Origin of the sequence: Ignatzschineria ureiclastica (genome assembly GCF_003121845.1) — a bacterium.
In the GTDB taxonomy this organism is placed as follows: Bacteria; Pseudomonadota; Gammaproteobacteria; order Cardiobacteriales; family Wohlfahrtiimonadaceae; genus Ignatzschineria; species Ignatzschineria ureiclastica.
The window spans coordinates 579,152-602,869 of record NZ_QEWQ01000001.1 but is presented as its reverse complement, the minus strand read 5'-3'; the positions used below and the strand labels follow the sequence as shown (position 1 = coordinate 602,869).

The window sequence follows — 23,718 nt, the reverse complement described above, 5'->3', positions numbered from 1 at the left end:
GGCGCATCGGCTGATCGAGGTAAGGAAGCCGTTCTATCCGGCATCTTGCAAGTGTTGTTTAGTACGGTCTTATGCTTTTTAAAATTCCGAAATAGCTGTTTAAAAACCATTTTTCTTAAACCGATATTACTATAATAAGTAAGGTGGAGTAAGGTGAAAATCTTACACTCATCATAAAAAATCCCTGAGATAGTTCGATCAAGTGACTTTCGACTATTTCAGGGATTTTTATTCATTAGTGATGACAGATCAGTACTTTATTGTGATGAGATCTGAAATATGTTTTCTGAACCTGATATCTTTTTTATGAGAAAAAGTTAATCAGCCAAGTATGATAGGGAATTGCGACGATATCAATCAGGACGGCACCACTTAATGGTACGATCATCAGGGCTTTGGTGGAGATTACTTTATAGCGTTCACATACAGAGGTCATATTGGCCATCGCATTCGGTGTTGCACCGAGCCCATGTCCCATTAAACCAGAACACATGACCGCAGCATCGTAGTTTTTTCCAAGTAGAGGAAAGACGATAAAGATCGTCATCAGTAATAATGCGAGAACTTGCAATACTAAAATAATAAAGAGCGGTAAAGCCACTTCACTCAGCTCCCAGATTTTAAGCGACATCATCGCCATTGTAAGGAATAAGCCTAAAGAAGCCCCGGAGATCAGATCAATACTCTTCTCATGAATGGGAATCCATTCGAGACGATCATTGAGATTACGGACGACCACCGCAACTAACATTGCGCCGACATAGCTCGGTAATGAGAAGCCTGTTGCTTCGGTGAAAAGGGTAGAAGCCATCCGACCAATGACCATAATGAAGAGAATCAGTGCTAACATTTTTAAGAAAGCAAAGGTATCCACTGTAGTGGAGATGAGCGGATTCTCATGAATCTCTTTAGTAAAGGTGACATCACTATCTGCTTCAATTTTGACATGATGTTTACGGATAAGGTAGCTCGCCACAGGGCCGCCGAGTAGACTACCGGCAATAAGTCCGAAAGTTGCGGCCGCTAGGGCTGCAATCGTTGCAGAGCTATGACCTAATTCTTCAGCCATTCCACCAAAGGCCGCTGCCCCCCCGTGACCACCGGTCAGAGAAACGGCTCCAGCCATCACACCCAGTATCGGATTAGTATCGAGCGCCATAGCAATCCCAACTCCAAAGGTATTTTGGAAAAAGGCGATAAACCAGCAGATACAAAGATAGATTAAGAGTAATTTTCCACCAGAACGAAGGATTTTAAAGCTGCCCCCTAAGCCGACTGTGGTAAAGAATGCCACCATCAGGTAGCTCTGAATACTCGTATCGAATTGAAAAGAGGCGAGCTCTAAACTTCGAAGTAACCAGATTATTAGACTGATTAAGAATCCACCAATAACAGGTGCCGGGATACAAAATTTTTGTAACCATTTAATGCGTTTTTTGAGTTCACTACCGCCGAGTAGGCAGAGAATTGTGAGAAGAAGTGTGCTTAGCACATCAAATTGAAAAACCATAACAATAAACCTCTAAAAGTGACGAATAGTAGCCGGAATAGGGTTCACAATATTGTTATTATTCCCTAGCGAATATTCTAATAATGCCTAACGCATTTTAAAAATGCATGAATCAAGCATCGGCTATCTATTTTATTGAAGAGATCATTTGTACTACAAATTTGTATCAATTTATAGCAAAAAAGCTGTAAAGGTTAAAAATCCACCTTTACAGCTTTCAGTTAATCATTAGGAATATCCGGTAATAAACGATAGATATCGGCCATTAAGCTGCATTTAATTCCTATTTAATTCATATTTAATCCCAGTTAATATTGATATTTATTACCGAATAACTTACTGATCTAAAGGTAACTTAGAAACTAATATCAACTCCCATCCAATAGCGACGACCATCTAAGTCACGGCCATAATTTTCATCGGTAATGTGTTTATTGGCAATATTATAAATACCCGCATAGAAACTCACATCACGACTCAATTGATAAGAGCCCCCAATATCCATCAATGTATAGCTATCATACTCAGTACCACGAGCACCTTGTCTTGAAAGTGAAGTCTCTTTACCGCGGAAACTCACTTTTGCCCACACATTCGCCTGTGGATTGATCTGCCAATCTGCATGGATATTAAAGAGATGTTCAGGAATACGGTTTAAAGGAGCACCTTGATATTGACCACTGGTTTGTTTTGTCTTAGTCCAAGTATAGCTACCTTTGAGAGTCACAGGATCTATCGGTTGCCATTGAACTGCAAGCTCAATTCCTTTCAGATCTGCCGTATCGATATTCTCATTTGTTTGAATAAAGAAGAATTTTGAACCATTAGGGGCGACACAATCATCACTCTTACCTGTACTCCGGCAGAGCTCGATATTTTGGAGTTTATCCTTAAATTTTGTATAGAATCCTGTGATATCAAAGTTGAATTGATCGTGCGGGGTATAACTTAAACCGATTTCATAGTTGGTAGATTTTTCAGGTTTGAGATCTGGATTTCCAAGAATCAACCCATTACTACGGCCACCACCTGTTTGTGCGCCCCAATCGGCAACCGCTTGACGAATAGCCGGCGTTTTATAACCGGTAGAAACACCGCCTTTTAAGGTGAAAGCATCATTAATATTCCAAACCCCATACAATCTTGGAGAGTAGTGGCTTCCGTAGTTTTCATCATGATCGTAACGAAGGCCGGCTGTGATCGCAAAATTATCGAATAACCACCATTCATCTTCTAAGAAAATTGCATGGCTTTTACGGGTAATTTGTCTGATATCACTATCAAGACGGTTATTATTGTCAGAGAGTTTTTCATCAATGAATTGCCCGCCGAGCGTGACTGTATGATTAGCAATCGGAATGATCACATTACCGCTCACTTCGGTATTTTTTACGATCATTTGGCGAGAAGTATTGTCATTTTTTTCGTAAGCATAGAACAATTCCGCCATAATGCCATGATCAAATTCCCCTAGATAACGAGCAGAGTAATTAGTACGTTTATACTTATCTTCGCTCGTGGCATCTGCCGATTTGCCTTCGGTTTTATTCCGTTTTTGAGAACCGTTTCCGTACTCTAATTCAAACGTTTGTCCTGCCATCGGTACAAAGGTTAATTTCCCTCCAAAGTTTTGAATTTGTCGTTTAGGTTGACCTGCGAGTTTCTCGTCTTCTTTACGGTGAGAATATTTCCCATAGACTTGTAACCCTAATTTTTCTTGAATAAGGGGGCCGCTAAGGTAAAGCTCCGTATTGAGACTATGGCCGGCATCGGAATCATTTTGAATGGTCGCATCTGTACGGATATTGCCCATCCAACGATCACTCACTTTTTTGGTAATGATATTGATGACACCGCCCATCGCATCAGAGCCATAGCGGGAAGACATCGGTCCACGAATCACCTCAATACGTTCAATGGCGCCTAACGGTGGAATCCAACCTTGCTCAATACCCGCACCATCACTATTGGGGCGCGTGGCACGAGAGTTTTGTCGTTTGCCATCGACCATCATCAAGGTATATTGCGAGCCCATACCGCGAATACTGATATCGGCATTGGCACCACCGCCGGTAATGACAACGCCGGGAATATCGGCAATGGCATCAGTGACATCACGGAAAGGGGCTTGTGCAATCTCTTCTTGTGTAACAACAGAGATGGAGGCCGGTGCATCTTTGACGGCTTGTGCAAAACCACCTGCGGTCACAACAACTTTTGAGAGATCGATGGTTGGCACATTAAGGAGATCCTCTTCTGCTAAAGAGACAGATTCAGGAGTTGTCTGTGCTGTTGCAAAAGGGAGCGTAGAGAGGAAAAGAAAGGAGAATAAAGCTTGATTAAGCCGAGAGAAAGAACGCTTTGCGGGATCGGATTGTAACATTGAAAAATTCCTATGGGTGAGATAGAACACAACTCAGTGATTGGTAAAAAAGGGTTAAAAATATAGGTGCCATTAGTTTTGATAAGAGAGATAAAATACTACTGGTAACCTTTTATTTTACAAAAGCAATATCTGTGTCTTATGCCGAGAAGAATAATTGCTATATGTAAATAGTAATTATTCCTATTTAAAAGCTATTGTCAAACATAATTTCATAAAAGTATGGCTTGTTAAGGTGATTAACCTATTATTTTTCATGAAAAAGTAAAGATATATGAGAGATGTGTCTCTGTACTAACATGATAGAGCGATTTGTCCTCTCCTATTTGGAATGAGGAAAATGTATAAAAAAAGCACAAGAAGATTTTCGAATAAATGATAAATCATGCTAAACAAAGCAATTTGATAAAAAAATTCAAAAAAGGGTGTCAATTTGATAAAAATAAGTGCTATATATATGTAGGTAGTCTATAAAGAATTAATATGCTTGAATTTATATTGAGATCATCTGTTTAATAAAAATAACAATCAGAATAGATGTGACCTAATGTAGGAATCTACGCATTCACTGTCCGTCACGATAATTAACGTAATAGGTTGATTCTCGATAGTTTGTGATCATCGACTGATATCCTATAGATCAAGCAATAGCATCATAATCAAATAGATCTGTACTCTAGTCATAAGCCATCAATGAATAAACTAGAGCTGTTTTATGAAATCATGGAAACAGGAGGAGTCACGTGTCCATAGCAATATATTGTGTCGGTGATCGGGGGATAACCCTCTCGGTGACAGGCGCTATGAGTTTAGAAAATCAACAAAAAATATGGTGGATTGGCCAAACGTTGCAACAGCGCAATGATCCGAATATTATCGATATTGTTCCGGGAATGAACAATTTAACGATTTTTCTAAATCCTTATTTATATATTGATAAAACAGCCTGCATGGCAGAATTAAATGCATTATGGCAGGAGGCAGGGCAGTTAGATCTTTCTACACAGTTTCAAGGTAAATTAATCGAAGTTCCTGTCACTTATGGCGGTGAGAAAGGCCCTGATTTACTAGAAGTTGCGCAAATTCATCAGATGACACCGGAAGAGGTGGTCGCTCTGCATACTGCCCCGACTTATACCGTCTATTTTGTGGGCTTTATGCCGGGATTTGTCTATTTAGGTGGCTTAGATCCAAAGATTCATACGGATCGCCGAGCCGTTCCGCGTGTGGTGATTCCGGCGGGTAGTGTGGGTATTGGTGGTTCTCAAACAGGTGTCTATCCCGGCGAATCCCCCGGTGGTTGGCAGATTTTAGGGAATACTGAATTATCTTTTTTTGATCTTTCACAAGAACATCCCTCACTCTTTTCACCCGGCGATCAGCTACGATTTGTTGCCAAGGAGATTCTATTATGATGGAAGTATTGAATCCCGGAATTTTAAGCAGTATCCAAGATTATGGTCGATTCTCTTATGCACAGATGGGCGTAGGAAAAGCAGGTGCGATTGATGGTGTATCCTTACATCTTGCCAATCGTTTAGTGGGGAACCCAGGTAATACACCGGCATTAGAAGTGAGTATCGTTACGCCAGTAAAATTTCGGTTTCATCGTGCAACCTGGATAGCAGTTACAGGCTCTAATTGTACTATTGTGATAGATGGACAGAGCCAAGGTTGGCATGGTTGGCGAACTTATATTCGGCGAGGACAAATAGTTGAATTAAAACCAGCACATAACTCAGGAATGTATAGTTATCTTGCTGTTGAAGGGGGCTTTGATGTTACACCTGTGATGGGCTCTTGTAGTGCGGATATTAAAAATCGTCTCGGTGGTCATAAAGGGAATGGTGCACCTTTAGCGAAAGGGGATCGCCTCAATTTCAAAGATTCTACTTATGCTATTAATCATGCTGTTGGCGTGCGTGCATTTAGTCGCACCTATATTAGTAGTACTGTATCGGTTCTCAAAGGACCAGAGTTTGAGCAATTTGATGCACAATCTCAGCAACGTTTTTTTGCGCAAGAATGGGAAATTGGTAGTAATAGTAACCGTATGGGGGTTCGCTTAGAGGGTGAGGCATTAGTACGGGATCGCCCAGAAGAGATGCGTTCTCAAGGTGTGTTTGAAGGCGTTATTCAAGTGCCACCTAGCGGGCAGCCTCTTGTACTGGCAGCAGAATGTCAAAGTACTGGCGGTTACCCGAGAATTGCCGTTATCCCTCAAGCGGAATTGTGGAAGTTAGCTTATTTACCCGCCCGTAAGAAAGTGCAATTTGTCTTAATTGATGAAGCGGAAGCTCGAGAAAAACTAGAGATTCAACAACAATATTTACGAAATGTGGAATATATTTTGCGTCTACCACAACCTTGTCTTTAAGCACATTTTTAGGAGAGTAAGATGGTTCATGACAATAAGAGTGCTACTGAGAATGAATGTAAGAAAGCCGATCTCAATTGTGATTTAGGGGAAAGCTTTGGTGCTTGGAAAATGGGGAATGATGAAGCGATTTTGCCCTTAATTAGCTCGGCGAATATCGCGTGTGGTTTTCATGCTGGCGATTTTGATACGATGCGACAAACGGTGGAATTAGCGCTCGATTATGAGGTAGCGATCGGTGCGCATCCGGGGCTACCTGATCTTCAAGGATTTGGTCGACGGAATATGGCTATTACCCCCAAAGAAGCCTATAACATGGTGGTCTATCAAGTGGGTGCATTACAAGGATTTATCCAAGCTTTAGGCGGAAAGCTGCATCATGTCAAGCCACATGGCGCGCTCTATAATATGGCAGCGACGAATGAGTCCCTAGCCTTAGCGATCGCCCATGCCATTGTGGATGTCTCTCAAGGGGAAGCGATTCTTTATGGTTTATCGGGAAGTGCGCTGATCCGAGCGGGAAGAGAAGTGGGTTTAGCCGTCATGAATGAGGTCTTTGCAGATCGAACCTATCAAACAGATGGGACACTGACTCCTCGTACCGATGCAAATGCTCTGATTACCGATCATAAAGTATCGATTGCACAAGTATTACAGATGGTAGAGTCGAATTCTGTGACGGCGGTCACAGGAGAAATCATCCCTTTAGAGGCAGATACTATCTGTGTACACGGTGATGGGGCTTCGGCATTACAGTTTGTTGAAGAGATTCGTCAAACCTTTAAAGAACGACAGATTCTTATTAGTGCATATTAAATGGGAAATGTCATTTAAATGTTCTATTTAAGAGTGCTACTTAAGAGCTCTATTGGGGGCTATTTGAGTATTCATTGTTGAATGTTCATTGTGGCTATTATCCCTATATTGAGTATCAATTTTATCAGGCTACCGAGGCGCGTGTTTCGATAGCCTAAACTGTGCGATGAGTTCAGCATAATAACAACGAATAGAGTCGATATAAGCTCACTGAAATCATCGGAATAATCACTAAGTGTGATTCTATTTATCATTATCTCTGCTATATCTCAAAAACTACTACAGTGAAGAGAATATTCAGAAACAATCAAAGGAGTCATTTATGGGCAAAGCATCTTCTAACAAACCTTACGATATCAATGAAAATGCCAAGGCAAGGCGTAGTGCAATTATTGGTGCGGTCTTCCTTATGGGATTATCCGCCATTGGACCTGGATTTTTAACACAAACAACCACATTTACAATGCAGCTAGGGGCTAGTTTTGCTTTTGTGATTCTCTTCTCCATTATTTTGGATTTAGGGGCACAGCTCAATATTTGGCGAATTATTACTGTGTCGAATATGCGCGGGCAAGATATTGCCAATAAAGTAATTCCCGGATTAGGCTATTTTGTCTCTGTGCTAGTCGTAATGGGTGGACTTGCTTTCAATATTGGGAATGTTGCGGGCGCTGGGTTAGGACTAAATGTCTTCACCGGTGTATCGGTAGAAGTGGGGGCAATGATTAGTGCCGCGATAGCGATTGCGATCTTTCTCTTTAAGGAAGCGGGGCGCATTATGGATAAATTTATCCAATTGGCTGGTATCGTGATGATTTTCTTAACGCTCTATATTGTGTTTAAATCATCCCCACCGGTTGCTGAAGCTGCTTACCGTACCTTTGTACCCGATGCACCATTATCTGCTTTAGTATTAGCAACCGTAACGCTTGTGGGAGGTACTGTTGGTGGTTATATCACTTTTGCCGGCGCACATCGTCTCTTAGATGCCGGGGTACATGGCAAGAATGTAGTGAAAGAAGTTTCCCAAGGCTCATTGATGGGGATCGGTGTCACAGCCGTAATGCGCATTATTCTTTTCTTAGCGGTATTAGGCGTGATTAGTCAAGGCGTACAACTCGCTGCAGATAATCCGATGGCTTCAGTCTTTGAACACGCTGCAGGACGAGTAGGTTATCTCTTCTTTGGGGTAATTATGTGGGCTGCAGCGGTAACCTCTGTGATTGGTGCCGCTTATACTTCAGTCACCTTTTTGCGAGTCTTTAGCGATAAAGTGGCGAAGAATCAGAATCAATTTATCATCGCCTTTATCTTTATTTCGACAGTGGTCTTTGTCAGTATTGGTCGTCCTGTTGAGATATTGATTTTTGTAGGAGCGCTCAATGGTTTGATTCTGCCGTTAACATTAGGGCCTATTCTATTTGCGGCATACCGTAAAGATGTTGTTGGCGATTACAAACATCCTATTTGGCAGACAGTATTTGGGGCGATTGTGGTTGTGATTATGACTGTTTTAGGTGTACAAACACTCTACCATTATATTGTGGGATAAAATCATTTTTTCCATTTAAGAAAAGTTAAGAAGTGATGACAATAAAGTAAGCAGATATTGTGACTGTGAGAATTTTACAGAGGCAATATCTGCTTTTCTTTTGTCTATAAAAGGCAAATAGAAGGTATAAATGGGAATCTAATCCATAAATTTCTCATTATTAAAGAGAAATGAGAGATGTTTTTTTCAAGAAAGTGAAATGATTAAATCAAAGGCTTATTTTTGTAAAATAATAAGTTAGAAAGAGCCGATAAATTTATTCCAAAAAAGTTCAAAAAACGGTAAAAAATTAGGCATAAAAAGTTTTGACTCTTATAAAAAATAGCGTATACTTGTCTTCGTTGGTTGAGACAGCAAACATTTAAACCGGTTAGTAACAAAATTTACAAATCAGCGTTTAAATTAGATAGCTAAAAAATCTTGACAACGCCAACAGAATTGAATATAATTTCTCTTCTATTGGGTGCTTAGCTCAGTTGGTAGAGCATCGCCCTTACAAGGCGAGGGTCGGGGGTTCGAACCCCTCAGCACCCACCAAATAGACAAACCTCTTACAGAAATGTAAGAGGTTTTTTCTTATCTCGATTTTTTGAATCTCTCGGTATTAGATGCCTAATCTGCCGGCGCACAATTGTTGCAAGCGCGGGGTCATTCGCCCGGCGATGAGGAAACTCTTCTGAGTGATTCTAAATAGGGGGTAATTCGTGGCGGGAGGGAATATTTGCAATTCCAGAGAGATCCTGCGCCCGCAAGTGAGTGATTTCTAATCTTTCGGTATTAGAGAGGCCTAATCTGCCGGCACGCAATTGTTGCAAGAGTAAGGTCATTCGCTCCGGCGATGAGATTAATCTTCTGAGTGATTCTAAATAGGGGCTAATTCGCGGCGGGAGGGAATATTTGCAATTCCAGAGAGATCCTGCGCCCGCAAGTGAGTGATTTCTAATCTCTCGGTATTAGAAATGCCTAATTTGCCGGCACGTAATTGTTGCAAGCGCAAGGTCATTCGCCCCGGCGATGAGGAAACTCTTCTGAGTGATTCTAAATAGGGGGTAATTTGCGGCGGGAGGGAATGCTTGCAATTCCAGAGGGATCCTGCGCTCGCAAGTGAGTGATTTCTAATCTCTCGGTATTGAAGATACCTAATCTGCCGGCGCACAATTGTTGCAAGAGCAAGGTCATTCGCCCCGGCGATGAGATTAATTATCTTATTTGTTTCAAATTAAACCTGATTCCGGAGAGGGTAGTTGCATCTCAAGAAGAATCTCATATCTGCGAATAGTTTTGTATAAGCGGATATAAAAAAGAGCCGTCTTGTAACGGCTCTCATTTGTCTTATTACTAATGACAATTACCTCATTATGCTTCCTGATTATGATTTTGTTTCAGTCGAAGCTGTCGATCTAGGTTCGCAATTGGGCGTATCAAGAGGATTGCGAATTGGTTGATGGTTCTTGAGAAGTGTTTTCTCAAGTAGTACCGTATAGAGCGGATGACCACCAAAGAGTTGCGCTGCAATCGTTGCCCCTAAGCAGGTAATGAGCATCGGTAAAATAAGGGTGAAACTGCTGGTGAGTTCTAGTACTAAGATCGCTCCTGTTAAAGGCGCACGTACCGTTGCCGCAAAGAGCGCGCCCATACCGGCAATAGCAAAGATGCCTGTATGTAGCTCATATTGCGGGAAGAAATGAATGGCATAATCCCCAAAAAGTGCCCCAAAAAGTGTTCCGAGGGCTAATAATGGTGAGAAAATACCGCCGGTAGCGCCGGAGCTAAAGCAGATAATAGAGGTTAAAAAGCGCAGTAGAAAGATGATGAGTAACATCTGTAGCGTAAAGGAGCCATTGCGCCAAGCGTGGATTACATTAAAGCCTTCCCCTACGAGATCCGGCAGATAGAGCGCAATGACACCACAAGAACCTCCAATAATGCCACCTGTAATCACAAAGCGAAGCATTTTCCCTCTATAAAACGCTTCGAAGCGATCTTGTAAGAAGAGTAACGAGCGGTTAAAGGAGAGGCCAACAAGTCCCATTAAAAACCCTAAGAGTAAGAAGAGCCAAAGTGCAGATAGATCGACGTGATCAAAGGTACCAATATTAAGGAGCGTGCTACTACCATAGATAACGCGGAAAACAATCGTGGCCATAACAGAGCCAATCAGTACCGATTTAAAAGAGATTAAACCGTATTTAAACTCACTTCGCATCTCTTCAATAACAAAGATAATACCTGCCAGTGGGGCATTAAAGGCGGCAGAAAGACCTGCAGCTGCGCCGGATGCTAATAGAATATGGCGATTTTCTCCTTGCTTAAGACGAAAGATATCGGCAAACATTCCCGCAATATTGGCTCCCATCTGTACGGTGGGCCCTTCGCGGCCGAGTACCATTCCGGAGCCGAGCGTACCTAATCCCCCTAAGAATTTTACCGGCAATACTCTCCACCAGCGAACAGGGCGGAGATCTTCAAGTGCTCCCTCTACTTCCGGAATCCCCGAACCACCCGCTTCTGGTGCAAAGCGTTTCACAATATAGTAAGAGATCATGCTCAAGATCATCGAGACAATAAAGATTGCGATGGCAATATGAAGCGGGTCAGAGAGATATTGCTCAACTTTACTGACGCGAATGGTAGAGATAAAATCCACACTAAATTGAAAAGCGACACCGAGCAGGCCTGCGCAAGCCCCAATGATCGCCGATAGTAGTAAGATATGGAGCGGTGTTTTATCGCTTTTAATTAATTGGTCGATAAACTTAAATTTCAAAATAAAATCCTTCAGTAGTGAGGCAGTAACAAGTTTGAAATAACGGTCATTATTATAATCTATAATAAGCAATAAAATAATAAAAAATAGATATCGATATTTTAAGTGGATATTGTATTGTGTTTATTATTTTTATTTAATGAGTTATCGATGTAGTCAATTAGTTAAAGTCAATTAGTTAAAGTCAATTAGTTAAAGTCATTTTTGAATTTAATAATGTCATTTATAGTAAATTTGGTTTAAGAAAAAATAGTTTTAAGTAGCTAGTGTGGGATTTAAAAGTACATCAAATCGTACTCAATAATACTTGCAAGATGCGGGATAGAACAGTTTTCTCGCCTCGATCAGCTGATGCGCCGGCATTTAAATAAGCTTATTTTGAACCGATACTACTATAAGAAGTAGGCACAAAAAAAGAGTGGGGAATCAATCCTCACTCTTTTTCTTTGATTCTGTTTAGTGACTCATCGAATCGATCAGTATATGAATCTTATTTTTATAAATCTTATTTTAATTGTTCCATCACTTCTGCAGCGAAGTCAGATTCAACAATTTCAACACCTTCACCAAGCTCTAAACGAACAAAGCTGTTCACTTTTGCTGATTCAGATTTAAGAAGTTTTTCAACAGTTGTGTCAGGATCTTTAACGAACGCTTGACCTACAAGTGTCACTTCTTCAAGATATTTACGGATACGGCCTTCGATCATTTTCTCTTGGATATCTGCAGGGCGTCCTGATTCAGCCGCTTGTGCTGTGAAAATTTCACGCTCTTTATCCAAGATATCGCTAGGAACGCCAGATGCGTCTACACAAATAGGTTTAGCTGCTGCGATGTGCATTGCGATGTCGCGTGGAAGTTCAGCGTTTCCACCTTCAACGTCAACGATTGCTGCAATACGGATACCGTGAAGATATGCACCGATTGTGCCTTTTGCTTCGATACCTGCGACGCGACGAACAGTGATGTTTTCACCGATTTTCGCGATGAGGTTTTTACGCGCTTCATCAAGAGAGATACCGTCAACAGTGATATCTGCTAAGTCATCGATGCAAGTTGCACGTTTTTCGAAAGCGATATCTGCAACTTTATTAGAGAATGCGATAAAGTCTTCGTTTTTAGTGACGAAGTCAGTTTCACAGTTGACTTCTACGATCACGCCGAATTTATCGTCGTTACGTACTAAAAGAGTCCCTTCAGCCGCTGCACGATCTGCTTTTTTATCAGCTTTTGCTTGGCCGTTTTTACGCATCAATTCGATTGCTGCTTCGATATCACCATTTGTCTCTGTTAATGCTTTTTTGCATTCCATCATTCCAGAACCCGTACGCTCACGGAGTTCTTTTACCATAGCTGCTGTAATTGCCATTATAAAATACCTTTATCAATGAAAAGTTAATTAGAAAAGAGGAAGAAGATTGAGTGCCATAAAGTACTTGCAAGCAAGATCTCGATGACACTCAATAATGCATTATTCTGCTGCTTCTACTTCAACAACTTCTTCTACGACTTCTACAAATTGATCTTTCTCTTGAAGATCTTGAGAAACCAATTGTGCATTTGAACCACGACCTTCAATGATTGCATCAGCGGCTGCTGTTGCATAGAGTTGAATTGCACGGATCGCATCATCGTTACCAGGAATAACGTAATCGATATTGTCTGGTGAGCTGTTAGTATCTACAACGCCAATCACAGGAATACCCATTTTTCTAGCTTCTGCAACTGCATTGCTTTCGTAGCCTACATCGATGATGAAAATTGCATCAGGAATGTTTGGCATCTCTTTGATACCGCCGAGGCTTTTCTCAAGTTTGTTGAGTTCACGCTCTAAAAGAATACCTTCTTTTTTAGTTAAACGCTCAAGAGAACCATCAGCTTTCATCTCTTCGATTTCACGAAGACGACGAATTGAGTTACGAACAGTTTTGAAGTTAGTAAGCATACCACCTAACCAGCGATGGTTAACGTAAGGCATACCTGCACGTTTAGCTTGTTCTGTGATAATGTCAGAGGCTGCGCGTTTTGTACCTACGAACAATACACGACCATTTTGTGATGCAACTTTAGAGATAAAGTTCATCGCATCATTAAACATAGGAAGCGTTTCTTCTAAGTTAATGATATGAATCTTTGAACGTGAGCCAAAGATATAAGGTTTCATTTTTGGATTCCAAAAACGAGTTTGATGGCCGAAGTGAACGCCCGCTTCGAGCATATCGCGCATAGAAACTTGTGACATAATTTTTCCTTTTATAATTTAGGGTTAAGCCTCCAGATCATCCGTAAACGTAACTTGTCGAAGTTCCATTGCTGAAATCTACGCAAGCACCCCCGTTTAGGTTTGAAAATCTGTGAGTAATGTAAAATAAAAAATGTAAGTATAAGGCCGATTTAAATGTATGAAACGTATCAAAAATACGGATTACAATATTTTGTGACCCTCAACTTACGCGTAATTATCCTCTTTAACAGTCATCACCAGATCACTCTCAAAATGGTTGCCCATATCAAGAAGTAACGGGATCGGCTCTTAAAAATGACAAGCCCCGTATTATAGCGCTAACGTAAGATTTTATCTAGCAATTTAAAATAATATTAAGGGGAGGAACGGTACGTCTTATGGTATAATTTCGGCGATATAATTTAAGACTTAGGATAGAACAATGACTTATAAAAATGATCGTTTTATTCGTGCGCTACTCAAAGAGCCAGTGGATCGTACGCCTGTATGGATGATGCGTCAAGCGGGCCGTTATCTCCCTGAGTATCGTGCTGTTCGGGCAAAAGCAGGGGATTTTATGTCGCTCTGCCGTAATGCCGAGTTTGCTTGTGAAGTAACACTGCAGCCCATTGATCGATTTGGCTTTGATGCGGCGATTCTCTTCTCTGATATTTTGACCATTCCTGATGCGATGGGCTTAGATCTTAGCTTCGTTTCAGGTAAAGGGCCGGTTTTTGCTAAACCTATTGAGTCGGTAGCGGATATCGAAGCATTGCCGAAGATCGATGTGAATGATGAACTTGGCTATGTGATGAATGCCGTGTCAACCATTCGTAAAGCACTTAAAAATGAAGTACCGTTGATTGGTTTTACCGGTAGCCCTTGGACGCTTGCAACCTATATGATCGAAGGCGGTAGCAGTAAAGATTTCGGTAAAGTGCGTGGCTTTATGTATGAACATCCTGAAGCGATGCATCTACTACTTGATAAATTAGCGGATGTGGTAATCGATTATCTCAATGCACAGATTCAAAGTGGGGCGGCTGCGGTGCAGATCTTTGATACTTGGGGAGGAATTCTCTCTAAACAGCATTATCAAGAATTCTCGCTTCGTTATATGCAGAAGATTATCAATGGTTTGATCAAAGAGTATGATGGTGCGCCTATTCCTAGTATCGTATTCACTAAAAATGGCGGTATGTGGCTGAAAGAGCAAGCTGTGATTGGGGCAAATGGGCTTGGACTTGATTGGATGACGGATATTAGCGAAGCTAAAGCGCAAGTCGGTCAGCAAGTTGTGCTTCAAGGGAATATGGATCCTGGCGTTCTCTACTCAACACCGAAAGTGGTGCGTGAGCATGTAGGACAAGTTCTCGCAGGATTTGGCCACGTTGGAGAAAATGAAGGGCATATCTTCAACTTAGGTCATGGTATTCATCCAGGTATAGATCCTGAAAATGTGAAAGCGATGGTGGAAGCCGTTCATGAATTGAGCCCGCAGTACCATATATTAGGTCAGCAAAAAGGGTAATTTATGAATAGTTATCCGCCAGAGATTCTCTCATGTGGGGCGGTAATTGTTCGATGGGATCGAGGGGCTTTTCGTTATCTTCTACTAAAATCTTTTAACTTTTGGGATTTTCCAAAAGGGCAGATTGAAGAGGGGGAGAAGCCACTTGAGACGGCCTTGCGGGAAGTATGGGAAGAGACGACGATTCGAGATCTCACTTTTCCTTGGGGGCAAGATTATTATGAGACAGAACCCTATTTCCGAGGTAAAAAGGTCGCGCGTTATTACTTGGCCGAAACTCGTCGGCGCGGTATTCGTTTGCCTATTAATCCCGAAATTGGTCGTCCTGAACATAGTGATTGGGCATGGTTTACGCGAAGTGAAGCGCTGAAGCATGTAACACCGCGAGTGCAGGAAGTGATCTTATGGTCTGACACTTATCTGGCCTACGATCGGCGGGTTGGACAACATTAGTTAGGTCTAGTTGAATTGGTCCAGTTAAATTCGTCCAGCCAAATTGGGATTGAGCGTTGTTTTCAATAACTTGAAGTAGCTAATTTATAGTAGTTGATTTTTAATAGATGATTGCGCAATAGAATGTGTAATGGATAATTTGAGGGATATAAACGTATGCAACGATTAGACAAAGTACTCTGTGTCTGTGCAGATACAGAATTTAATCATCGTATTGAGGAGACATTCCCCGAGAAGATCTATTATCTCTGCCATAGCTATGAAGAAGCAGTAACCCTTTTAGCAACAGGGATTGTGCCAGATCTGATTGTCGTTGATCTTGTATTACCCGGTAGCAGTGGACCTGAAACGCTTGAACAATTACAAAAGCAGCTTTCGCCAAGGATTATTCCGGGGATTATCACAACGACCAATGATCGTCTTGTGCTCTATTCAGAGCCGCGCCCACCAGAGCTGATCGGCATTATTAGTAAAAGTGGTGATGAAACCTTCCTTTATGAGCGGATTAAAAAGCTTTGGGATGAGTATCAAAACAGCATCGAGAACAGCCAAGATCAGTGATTAAACCGGTCGATATTGATTGTTAAAAAGACTGCCTATTATGAGAGAAATGCGCTTGAGCCTTCCAAAGTTCAAGCGCATTTTAATAAGCTTATTTTGAACCGATCTCACTATAAATCACAGATTCTTGCATCTTTCTAATTTCTCTACTCTGTGAATGACTATTTTCCCATTAAATTAATTTGATATACCGCAAAACCGATGGGATCGGTGGTCATACGATTGACAGGATATTGTGCATTCTCTTGAATATAGGCTTCTGCCTTTTCACTTGGGGATGTTTCAAAGCGGATATCAAGTGGTTGATCACTTTTGATGGGGCTGAACTGCCAATTATTCACTGCTTTACTCGTGACAACACCTTTCTCTTTCGTCTCTTTGGCAATATAGTTTGCCAGAATAGTACGATTTTCATCAGGAGAAGCAAAGGCCACATGCTCATCACCTGTGCCGGCAAATTTCCCCCCATAAGCCCGATAATTATTAGTGGCTACTAAGAAAGGTGCATTAAGATCAATGGGCTTGCCATTATAAGTCACCGATTTAACTCTATTGGCATCAGGATTAATCACTTGGCAATCCACATCATATTTTGCCGGTTCCGTCACATCAATTTCATAATCAACGCCGCTTATTGTATCGAAATTATAGGTTCTAAATCCTTCCCAATTGAGTAGATATTGCGGTTCAGGATTGTCAGGATCAATTTGGTTAAACATTCCAGCGGAACACTCAAGCCATTCTATGACATCAGCACCGGTTAGTTTCACAACGGCAAGGGTATTAGGATAGAGATAGAGATCTGCGGCATTACGGAATGTGAGATCCCCTTGTTCAACTTCGACAAAATCTTGAGGGGCATTTTTCCGGCCGCCAGCTTTAAAAGGCGCTGCTGCGGACAATACCGGGATATCTTCTAAATCGGGATCACCTTGAATAAAATGGCGAGTATAAGCTGCCTGCGCATCATTGACAATTTGAACCGTTGGATCACTCTGAATTAGGGCGAGATAACTATACATATTATCGGATGCTTTCCCTATCTGTTGGCCGACAAATTCCCGGGTTTCTGCATGGGGCTGGCTTATCAAAGCCGCTAAATCCTCATCTCGTTCCACAAGCGCTTGGCGATTTGCTTTATCAAAAATGGGGCGCGCTTCAGATTGCGCATCAATGACTTTCCAATGGCCGTCATCATCATTTAAGACAAGATCAACAACGCCTAAGTGATCCCCCCATTGCCCGGGCATCACCGCAGGAATCCCATTAATAGTGCCTTTTTCGAGATTAACGCCGGGAATATCAGCAAAAGAGGCACTGGGGAAAACGCCATGGGAATGACCAAAGAGGATTGCATCTATTCCGGGCACTTCACTCAGATAGTAAACGGAGTTTTCTGCCATTGCTTTGTAGGGCTCTTGTGAGAATCCTGAATGGGGAATTGCGATAATAATATCTGCACCTTCCGCTTTCATCTCCGGCACAAATTTTTGAGCGGTTTCGGTAATGTCATTCACCGTCACTTTACCGGCTAAATTGGGCTTATCCCAAATCATAATTTGAGGGGGAACAAAGCCGATATAGCCAATTTTAATATTCTGTGGATGACCATCTCGATCGATGACCGGCGTATCGACGATAATGTAAGGGTTGAAGTAATTAAGGCCCGTAGTGGCATCCATCACATTAGCATTGACATAGGGAAATTCTGCGCCGGCAATGGCTTGCTCAAGATAATCAAGCCCAAAGTTAAACTCATGATTACCGAAATTCCCCACCGTATAACCCATGGTATTCATCAAGGTATGCGCTGGATGAGATTCTCCATCATGAATGCCTCTCGCTGCCATATAATCTGCAAGTGGGCTGCCTTGAATCAAATCACCATTATCGACTAAGACGGAATTGGGGGCTTCTTCTTCGGCATTCTTAATGAGTGTCGCCGTGCGTACAAGGCCAAATTGCTCGGTTGGCTGATCTTTATAGTAATCAAAATCGAGTAAATTACTATGGATATCTGTGGTTTCCAATACTCGAAGATCAACAGTTGCCGCTTGTGTGGCTTGTAAATTGAGCGTAACTACTAGCGCTAAAGCCGATAATTTGCAGATTTGCTTCATGATTTATTCTCCTTTGAGTTGATAATCAAAATCAGATTAGCAATATTATATCGATTAATACAATTAATGTTTATTGAGGCGGATTATTGTTCGGAATAACTTAGAAAATTTATCCCATCGCCGGGTGGAATGATTCTGTTCTTTCACCGATCCCGCGCCGGCAGTTGTGGTGTTTCTCAATGCCGAAAACTCATGTCGATTTTTCTCGATTATTTAACCACGTTTTATTGATGTGTCGATTTTTTGCATTTTTTTAAACATATTGTGTCTGCTTATACTGTTGAACGATTGAGAATCGCTCATCCGCGGGCGCGGGATTTGTCTGGAATTGCAAACATTCTCTCCCGCCCGGAATCAGATTTGATTTGAAATTACTAAGAAACATCTCTCATTACCGGAGCGAATGATTCTGTTCTTTCACTGATCCCGCGCCGGCAGTTGTGGCGCTTTCGGCCGGGAATCGGCTTCTATTGAGAATGACTTGCTTCAATACCGAGGAGCTTTGCCGCGGGATCTTCTCCTTTGAGGAGCTGTTCGGTGCTACCATCATACACAATGGTACCGTCGTGGATCACAAGCGTTCGGGGCGCGATTTGGTGGGCATCTTCGATATTGTGCGAGACCATAATTAAGGTCATATTATGCGCGTGGCAGATCTCATCGAGGAGCTGTAACATCTCGTGCCGAAGCGCAGGATCAAGCGCGGAGAAAGGCTCATCGAGGAGTAGAATTGGTTGCCGGCGGATAAAACAGCGGGCAAGCGCGGCACGTTGTCGTTGGCCTCCTGAGAGGGCATTAGGATAACGATCAAGAAGATCTTGTAATCCTACTTGTTCAGCAATTTGTGTGACTTTTGCAATTTCATCTGGCTTGAGATGCAGTGTCGGGCGTAATCCTAAACCGATATTTTGCAAAACGGTCAAATGGGCAAAGAGATTATTCTCCTGAAAGAGCATCGATACCGGACGCTTTGCCGGCGGAAGCTTAGTCACATCTTTTCCGGCAAGGATTATCTCCCCTTGTTGCGGAACGTGAAAACCACTGATTAAACTCAATAACGTACTTTTCCCCGCGCCACTTGGCCCCATAATTGCTACTCGCTCCCCTTGTTCAATGGCACATTGAAACAGCATCGATTGCGTCTTGTCATTAACGCTAGGATTAAAGAGAACATTATTGAGCTGAATCATAATCTTTTCCTGAAAGTTGTTCGAGTAAGCTAAAAAGAGTAAAGCAGAGGCATAGTAGTAGCATTGCCGTTACCGCGCCATCATTGGTACGATACGCCCCTAATTGCTGATAGAGATAGTAGGGTAATGTGCGGAAATCCTCATTGCCAAAGAGCGCCACTACGCCAAAATCGCCAATGGAGATCACTGAAGCAAAAGCAAGGGCTTGAGCAATGGGCTTTTTGAGGGCTTTCAGTTCAACGATCCATAATCGGTGAACGCCTTGAATATTGAGAGATTGGCAGAGAGGATTATAGCGTTCCGCAAGATCGCGCATTGGATTATCGAGGGTTTTCAGGGCATAAGGAATCGCTAAAAGCGCATTCGCCACAATCACTACAGGATAAGGGGATTGGGGAATGCCGATCGTCTCATTAAAGAGAATAAAGAAACCTGTTGCTAATACAATACCCGGCATCGCTAAAATTAACAGGCCACTGAGCTCTAAAGTCTGTCCCCACCGTCCATTTCCCCGAAGTCGAAGCTCCCGACTACTCCAGAGAATCATCATCGTGAGTGTCACCGAGAGAAGCCCGGCACACAGGGCAATAATGAGCGATGTGGAAGCCGCTTGCCAAAGCGCCGATTGTTGTAATACGGCAAGGATACGACCATTCAATCCATCTGCAATAATGGCAATGAGCGGTGGCAGGAGTAGTAAAAGCGCTAAGAGAATAACTAGCGTATCGCGAATCTGCCGAAAATGATTATCTGCTGGATCGAACCAATGCCGTGCTTGTGTTGTGCCAATGGCAAAGGCGCTATTGATGCGTTGGCTAAGTAGGACTAAACCAATACAGAAAAAGAGTTGAATAAGGGCTAAAATCGCCGCTCTACCGGGATCGAAATCATAATTGAGCGCTTGATAAATCGCTAACTCAATTGTGGTTGCTTTCGGTCCACCTCCAAGGGCTAACACTGTGGCAAAGCTCGCAAAGCAGAGCATAAAGATCAGTGCCGCAGTAGGTAACAGTTGTCGGCGCAGATAGGGCCACTCTACAATGCGAAATTGTTGCCATTCATTAAAGCCCAATTGTGCTGCGATCTGCCTCTGTTCCACTGAAATACTCTCAAGGGCTTGTAGTAACATTCGGGTAGCAAGCGGTAGATTGAAAAAGACGTGGGCGAGTAGAATCCCCTGTAAGCCATAAGGTGAGAAGCGATATTCAATCCCCATCATCTCCAATAGCATTGCAAGCCAACCACTTTTACCATAGATCGAGAGAATACCAAATACAGCTACTAAGACCGGTAAGACTAACGTCATCGCACAGAGGCGAAGAAGCAGGGTTCTCCCGGGGAAGCGCCTGCGATAGAGTGCTCTAGCGAGTAAAATAGCGGGGATCACAGAGAGTAGAGCAGAGAGAAAGGCTTGATAAAAGGTAAAGCCAATCACGTGCCAGAGATAGTGATCATTCCAAATAGCGCTCAAGGAAACAGACGGCGCAAAGCACCAGAGCGCACCAAAGGCGAGGAGTGCAACGGTGATCAGCAGTAATGCCGCTACAATGCCCGGCCAAAGAGAGAGGAAACTCTTTGGCCGATGAGCCTGAACTTGCAAAGCCGATGGGCGGTGATGATGAGGTAGGGAATGCATCAATGAGAGATTCTCATTCAAGTCAATTATTGACTTACCGCCGATTGCCATAAACGAATCCAATGTTGTCGCTCTTTCTCCACTTCTTCAGCACTAAAGAGCAACGCTTTGCTTGGAATCGGCAACGCTTTGTAGACTTCCGGTAATGGAATATCGATCACTGGATACATCCAATTGGTAGTCGGAAGCGTCTCTTGAAATGCCGGTGTTAACATAAATTGCAGGAATTGATCGGCTAATACGCCATTTGGGCTTGTAGCCAACTTCGCCGCAACTTCTACCTGTAGATAGTGCCCTTCATCGAAGATGGCTGCCGCATAGTTGTCATCTTTATCGTAGAGCATCTGATAACCTGGCGATGTGGTATAGCTCAAGACAAAATCACTCTCACCTTTGAGAAAGAGACCATAAGATTCGCTCCAACCTTTGGTGACGGTTAGCGTCTTGTTCGCCATCTTTTGCCAAGCGGCTGCACTCTCATCTCCATAGAGTTTCTCCATCCAAAGCAGTAATCCCAATCCTGGCGTACTAGTCCGAGGATCTTGATAGATAATACTCCAAGGCTCGTTGCTATCGAGAAGTGCATTCATACTTGTGGGCGGATTTTGGATCTTCTCTTTATTATAGATAAAGGCAAAATAGCCATAATCGTAAGGAATAAATGTGGGATGATCCCATTTAATTGGGAGTTTGAGTTTTGAGGTATCCACATCGGCCGGCGAAAATAGCCCCGTCTCTTCCGCTGCTGCAATCAGATTATTATCAAGACCAAGGATAATATCCGCTTTACTCTTTTTGCCTTCCATTCGTAAGCGATTGAGTAGGGCAACACCATCACCGAGAGAGACTAATTTCAGTTCACAATCGCACTCTTTTTCAAAGCGCTCCTTAATAAGTGGCCCCGGTCCCCATTCTGCGGCAAAGGAATCATAAGTGTAGACGGTGAGTGTCGGTTTCTCTGCCAATGCCAATGTGGTTACACTGGTTAAAATCATAGAAGTGGCAAGGAGAATTCGCCCAAGCGGTTGAGCAATCGATTGAGGTAAACGTTGAAATATAGAAGAATTAGTTTTATGGGTCATAACAGCTCCTGTGTAATGCGTCACAGGATCTGAGGGAGATCGCCCTCGTGGCCATCTGCTCTCAAATCCCTACGCCGGTATTGTCCGGATCAGGTTCGACGGGTGAAATCTCAGCCCTTTAAAGATCAGATCATCCTAATCATTCCTAAATGGCACCCCGTTGAGATAGCCCTCATTGTAGAGATTTTCAAGAGCGCTGTAAACTTGTGTCATAAAAGGGGATATTTGACCGTTGTCACTAAGAAAATTCCTCCCATCGCCGGGGCGAAATATCCCGCTCTTTTAGCGATCCCGCGCCGGCAGTTGTGGCGCTTTCGCGCCGGGAGATTAGTTTGAGAGGTTGAGAGACTGCTCCCCCGCGGGCGCGGGATTCTTCTGGCTTTGCAAGCATTCCCTCCCGCTATGAAGCAGATTTGATTTGGAATCACTAAGAAAATTAACCGCATCGCCGGGGCGAAATATCCCGTTCTTCCAGCAATCGCGCGCCGGTAGTTGTGGCGCTTTCGCGCCGGGAGATTAGTTTGAGGAGTTGAGAGACTGTTCACCCGCGGGCGCGAGATTGTTATGGAATTGCAAACATTCCCTCCCGCCGGGAATCAGCTTTTATTTAAATAGAAGATATTTATTCCATAAGAAAATTAACCGCATCGCCGGAGCGAAGTATCCCGTTTTTCCAATAATCGCGCGCCGGCAGTTGTGGTGCTTTCGCGCCGGGAATTAGATTCGATTTAGGATAAAATTTTTTGAAATTATCCCCGGAATAACGGGTAAGCGCTATGTTTATGGTAATAGAGATATCTATTTAGGTCGAAAATAAGAAATGGCTAATTAATAATGACTCAATGGGTATCAAAATATAGGTTGAAGGCTATATTTTAAATGGGTAATATCAAAGCTTATTCTCTAATATCGCTTAATAAGAGGAGTATCAAAATGAAATCAGATTTAAAAAAATCTAAAAAGAGAATCTCTTCTAAAGAATTTACACAAAAATATATGTCGAAAGAGAGTCAAGAATGTATTCAAGCATTAACCGATCAGCTAGATTTGGAATATAGTCTTATGTTGATCAGAAAAGAACTCAATAAAACTCAGAAAGAGATTGCTGAGATATTGGGGATATCACAACCGACGCTTTCAGGGATTGAAAATGTTACTCAAGATATAAAGCTTTCAACAATGAAAAAATATATTGAAGCATTAGGTGGCTCTATGAGTATCAATATTAATCTCCCTACGGGTAAAACTTTCTCTATCAACGTATAGGTCATTTTATTCGGGGCAATTAAGCAAATTCCTCACGTCGCCGGAGCGAAGTATCCCGCTCTTTTATCAATCGCGCGCCGGCAGTTGTGGCGTTTTGCGCTGGGAAATTAGTTTGAGAAGTTGAGAAATGGCTCTCCCACAGGCGCCTCGGATTCTCTGGCTTTGCAAGCATTCCCTCCCGCCGGGAATCAGATTTGATTTGGGAATCGCTAAGAAAGATACATTGTCTTTAATATTAAGCCACCTTACA

The 23,718-nt window shown here is 42.5% G+C and carries 18 protein-coding genes, 1 tRNA gene and 1 riboswitch; of the genes, 9 read left to right on the top strand and 10 right to left on the bottom strand.

Annotated elements, in window-relative coordinates; translation table 11 throughout:
- Nucleotides 1–304: 304 nt before the first annotated feature.
- Together gltS and DC083_RS02505 are read right to left on the bottom strand one after the other, a co-directional pair.
- Nucleotides 305–1,510 carry a sodium/glutamate symporter gene (gltS, locus tag DC083_RS02510; RefSeq protein ID WP_109188672.1) on the bottom strand — a complete coding sequence of 402 codons (1,206 nt, stop codon included), beginning with the start codon at nucleotides 1,508–1,510 and terminating at the stop codon, nucleotides 305–307.
- A 355-nt stretch (nucleotides 1,511–1,865) separates the two neighbouring features.
- Nucleotides 1,866–3,893 carry a TonB-dependent receptor domain-containing protein gene (locus tag DC083_RS02505; protein ID WP_109188671.1) on the bottom strand — a complete coding sequence of 676 codons (2,028 nt, stop codon included), beginning with the start codon at nucleotides 3,891–3,893 and terminating at the stop codon, nucleotides 1,866–1,868.
- A 743-nt stretch (nucleotides 3,894–4,636) separates the two neighbouring features.
- On the opposite strand from DC083_RS02505, the gene pxpB reads away from it, so the two are divergent.
- From pxpB to DC083_RS02480, 5 genes are all read left to right on the top strand, one after another.
- Complete coding sequence (gene pxpB / locus DC083_RS02500) at nucleotides 4,637–5,308, top strand: 5-oxoprolinase subunit PxpB (protein WP_229822230.1); 672 nt, start codon at nucleotides 4,637–4,639, stop codon at nucleotides 5,306–5,308.
- The gene (locus tag DC083_RS02495) at nucleotides 5,305–6,270 is read left to right on the top strand and encodes a 5-oxoprolinase subunit C family protein (RefSeq protein ID WP_109188670.1); all 966 of its coding nucleotides are present in this window, start codon (nucleotides 5,305–5,307) and stop codon (nucleotides 6,268–6,270) included. Before pxpB ends, DC083_RS02495 begins: the two co-directional genes overlap by 4 nt.
- Nucleotides 6,271–6,291: 21 nt before the next feature.
- Nucleotides 6,292–7,086, top strand: coding sequence for a LamB/YcsF family protein (locus DC083_RS02490; RefSeq protein ID WP_109188669.1), 795 nt, complete (start codon nucleotides 6,292–6,294; stop codon nucleotides 7,084–7,086).
- Between the two features lie 322 nt (nucleotides 7,087–7,408).
- A complete protein-coding gene (locus tag DC083_RS02485) occupies nucleotides 7,409–8,638 on the top strand; it encodes an NRAMP family divalent metal transporter (protein WP_109188668.1) in 1,230 nt (409 codons plus the stop codon).
- Between the two features lie 461 nt (nucleotides 8,639–9,099).
- Nucleotides 9,100–9,175: transfer RNA gene (locus DC083_RS02480), tRNA-Val, on the top strand.
- A gap of 149 nt (nucleotides 9,176–9,324) precedes the next feature.
- On the opposite strand, the gene DC083_RS10170 is transcribed toward DC083_RS02480, so the two are convergent.
- The 4 genes from DC083_RS10170 to rpsB form a co-directional block, all read right to left on the bottom strand.
- Nucleotides 9,325–9,465 carry a hypothetical protein gene (locus tag DC083_RS10170; RefSeq protein ID WP_157954874.1) on the bottom strand — a complete coding sequence of 47 codons (141 nt, stop codon included), beginning with the start codon at nucleotides 9,463–9,465 and terminating at the stop codon, nucleotides 9,325–9,327.
- Between the two features lie 542 nt (nucleotides 9,466–10,007).
- Nucleotides 10,008–11,405, bottom strand: coding sequence for a H(+)/Cl(-) exchange transporter ClcA (clcA, locus tag DC083_RS02475; protein WP_229822226.1), 1,398 nt, complete (start codon nucleotides 11,403–11,405; stop codon nucleotides 10,008–10,010).
- A gap of 505 nt (nucleotides 11,406–11,910) precedes the next feature.
- Entirely contained in the window at nucleotides 11,911–12,774 is an 864-nt protein-coding gene (gene tsf / locus DC083_RS02470) for a translation elongation factor Ts (RefSeq protein ID WP_109188667.1), read from the bottom strand.
- A gap of 102 nt (nucleotides 12,775–12,876) precedes the next feature.
- Nucleotides 12,877–13,647 (bottom strand): 30S ribosomal protein S2, encoded by a 771-nt coding sequence (gene rpsB / locus DC083_RS02465; RefSeq protein ID WP_109188666.1) that lies wholly within the window; start codon nucleotides 13,645–13,647, stop codon nucleotides 12,877–12,879.
- Between the two features lie 424 nt (nucleotides 13,648–14,071).
- Between rpsB and hemE the strand changes: the two genes are divergently transcribed.
- The 3 genes from hemE to DC083_RS02450 all read left to right on the top strand — a co-directional run bounded on the left by hemE (nucleotide 14,072) and on the right by DC083_RS02450 (nucleotide 16,174).
- Nucleotides 14,072–15,160, top strand: a complete 1,089-nt coding sequence (gene hemE, locus DC083_RS02460) for a uroporphyrinogen decarboxylase (protein WP_109188665.1) — start codon at nucleotides 14,072–14,074, stop codon at nucleotides 15,158–15,160.
- A 3-nt stretch (nucleotides 15,161–15,163) separates the two neighbouring features.
- The gene (locus tag DC083_RS02455; protein WP_109188664.1) at nucleotides 15,164–15,613 is read left to right on the top strand and encodes an NUDIX domain-containing protein; all 450 of its coding nucleotides are present in this window, start codon (nucleotides 15,164–15,166) and stop codon (nucleotides 15,611–15,613) included.
- 156 nt (nucleotides 15,614–15,769) lie between these two features.
- Nucleotides 15,770–16,174, top strand: coding sequence for a response regulator (locus DC083_RS02450; protein WP_109188663.1), 405 nt, complete (start codon nucleotides 15,770–15,772; stop codon nucleotides 16,172–16,174).
- Between the two features lie 161 nt (nucleotides 16,175–16,335).
- Here the strand turns inward: DC083_RS02450 and DC083_RS02445 are convergent, their stop codons facing one another.
- The 4 genes from DC083_RS02445 to thiB form a co-directional block, all read right to left on the bottom strand.
- A complete protein-coding gene (locus DC083_RS02445; RefSeq protein WP_109188662.1) occupies nucleotides 16,336–18,294 on the bottom strand; it encodes a bifunctional 2',3'-cyclic-nucleotide 2'-phosphodiesterase/3'-nucleotidase in 1,959 nt (652 codons plus the stop codon).
- A 467-nt stretch (nucleotides 18,295–18,761) separates the two neighbouring features.
- Nucleotides 18,762–19,484 carry a thiamine ABC transporter ATP-binding protein ThiQ gene (gene thiQ / locus DC083_RS02440; RefSeq protein ID WP_109188661.1) on the bottom strand — a complete coding sequence of 241 codons (723 nt, stop codon included), beginning with the start codon at nucleotides 19,482–19,484 and terminating at the stop codon, nucleotides 18,762–18,764.
- Nucleotides 19,468–21,171 carry a thiamine/thiamine pyrophosphate ABC transporter permease ThiP gene (gene thiP, locus DC083_RS02435; RefSeq protein WP_275667250.1) on the bottom strand — a complete coding sequence of 568 codons (1,704 nt, stop codon included), beginning with the start codon at nucleotides 21,169–21,171 and terminating at the stop codon, nucleotides 19,468–19,470. The genes thiQ and thiP overlap by 17 nt, the downstream gene beginning before the upstream one ends.
- A complete protein-coding gene (gene thiB, locus DC083_RS02430; protein WP_109188758.1) occupies nucleotides 21,147–22,115 on the bottom strand; it encodes a thiamine ABC transporter substrate binding subunit in 969 nt (322 codons plus the stop codon). The genes thiP and thiB overlap by 25 nt, the downstream gene beginning before the upstream one ends.
- A 135-nt stretch (nucleotides 22,116–22,250) precedes the next feature.
- Nucleotides 22,251–22,372: riboswitch (TPP riboswitch) on the bottom strand.
- 826 nt (nucleotides 22,373–23,198) lie between these two features.
- On the opposite strand from thiB, the gene DC083_RS02425 reads away from it, so the two are divergent.
- Nucleotides 23,199–23,468, top strand: a complete 270-nt coding sequence (locus DC083_RS02425; RefSeq protein WP_229822286.1) for a helix-turn-helix domain-containing protein — start codon at nucleotides 23,199–23,201, stop codon at nucleotides 23,466–23,468.
- The last annotated feature ends 250 nt before the right edge of the window (nucleotides 23,469–23,718 follow it).